Genomic DNA, 1,918 nt, shown 5'->3' on the forward strand with positions numbered 1-1,918 from the left:
GCTGCCAGTCTCGCTCGCCTCGGTCGTCAAGGCCCGCCGGGTCTTCGGCCAAAGCCATGAGGAGATCGGCGGAGACGGATCCCGCGGGGGTGCCTATTCCGCAGGGGTGTCTACGGGGTCACACAGCGACCAGAAGCGTACATCGGCGTTGGCGACGGGCCACGGCCGCGGATGACCGGGACTCTGGGCATGGGGATCTTGGCGCGCACAGGCAACGGCCGCAGCGACGCCGGTAGGCGGTGCAGGGGCCGGTCTTGGGGTGGTGAACGCGGCCGGTGTGCGCCCCCCTTGGTGTGTTCGTGCTTCGCCTCATCTGGCCCCTACGCACCGCAGGACTCACTCGGTCACATGGGGGGTTGTGCGTACCGGGATCCGGTTTGACGCTGACTCCCCCGGTACCCGGCGCCTCCGCTTGAGGGCGTGCCGTGTTCGGTTCCGGTTCTGTGCCACAGAAGGGAACTGCTCATGTTCACTCGTCTTCGCGCCGTCCTTGGCGTGCTGGCGGCGGCTTTGCTGCTCGGCCTCACCGTGGGTGCGGCTCCCGTCCAGGCCGATCCCGCCAACACCGCGACGGTGCAGGATCCGACCGGCACCTTCAAGCTCAGCGTCACACCCGCCAGTGCCTCGGTGGGTGACACGGTGTACGTGACCCTCAACTACACGAACTTGGGGTCCGCCACGGTCCAGACGAACTTCGGCTACACCGGCTCCCCTGTGGGTTCCTACGCGATCGGGGCCCCCACCGGTGACACCGTGCTCTGCGGTGGCCCCCTGATCGTGGAAGGCGGCTGCACCTATCCGCTGGTTCCGGGTGGCGACTCCCGGCAGACCACCTGGCCCGTAGTGATCACCGCGGAGCCCGCCGACGACAGGATCTCCTTCAACACGTTCGAAGCACTGGAGACGCGCCTCATCGGTCAGTCGACGTACTTCCTCCCGCCGCTGGTGCTGCGCGTCCACTGACGGGCAGGCTTGGCTGCCTGGCGGGAGCGTCCACGCATGCAGACACTTCCGCCAGACGTGAGATGAAGCACTCCCAGCCCACAGGGCCGGACGCAAGCTGATCTCCAGCAGATCACCGACCGTGCCGGTGGCGTCGAGGGGACAGAACGCGCCCCTGGATACGTGCGGCGCAGGCCACGCGGCGTGCGCACCTGAACGGCCGTACCGCAGAGCCATTGCGGACATTCGGCTTCGGCTGCCTGCCGTCCCCGCCGTAACTGAGTACCTTCACAAGCCCCCTTCACCCCCGCGTGAGAACACAGGCAGGCAAGGAGGAGGGGTGTCGGACAGGCCTGGATTTCGGCCCGGATGATGCGGCCGGTGCCCAGGTGCAGGGAGCCCCGACGCTGGCGACCTATCCGGTTGGGCACCTCCAACCCGATGAGTGGCAGTGGCAGCATGGAGGGGGCCTTTCAGAGGTGGCTTGCCGCCTCGATGTGCGCCTTGGTGGCGTCGGTGATGAAGTCGCGGCTAGTGTCGGGGCTGAGGGCCTGGGCCTGGAGGTGGTCGTGCAGCACGTGGTAGTGCTGTACGTCGGATGGTTTGTCCAGGTAGAGGTCGCTGGTGAACCGCTCAAGATGCACCACCGGTCCCGCGGAGCTGTCGGCGAACCGCAGGATGGAGAACTGTCCTGACAGTCCCGGGTGAGCGCCCGCCGTGTAGGGGAGCACTTGCACCGTGATGTGCGGCTCGGCGCCAAGGGCGTTCAGGTGCTCTAACTGTTCTCGCATGACGTCCGGGCTGCCGACGACGCGGCGCAGAGCCGATTCGTCCAGGACGACCCACATCCGCAGTGGCCGGGCCAGGTCGTAGATCCGGTGCTGGCGGCGCATCCACACCTTCAGCCGCGTGTCGGCCTCTTCGACCGTGAGCAGGGGGATCGTTTCTCCGATCACCGCGTGGGCGTAGGCGGGAG

Annotated in this window: 2 protein-coding genes; one reads left to right on the forward strand and one right to left on the reverse strand. The window is 67.5% G+C overall.

The genetic code is table 11. The features are described 5' to 3' along the window. Positions 1-465 precede the first annotated feature (465 nt). Positions 466-963: a hypothetical protein gene (locus ACWD1Z_RS37280; RefSeq protein WP_451125333.1), complete on the forward strand. Its 498-nt coding sequence runs from the start codon at positions 466-468 to the stop codon at positions 961-963. Between the two features lie 452 nt (positions 964-1,415). On the opposite strand, the gene ACWD1Z_RS37285 is transcribed toward ACWD1Z_RS37280, so the two are convergent. Then, positions 1,416-1,918: DUF5753 domain-containing protein (locus tag ACWD1Z_RS37285; protein ID WP_451125335.1), on the reverse strand; the 503-nt coding region annotated here is incomplete at its 5' end.

Source organism: Streptomyces sp. NPDC002784, from assembly GCF_053592135.1.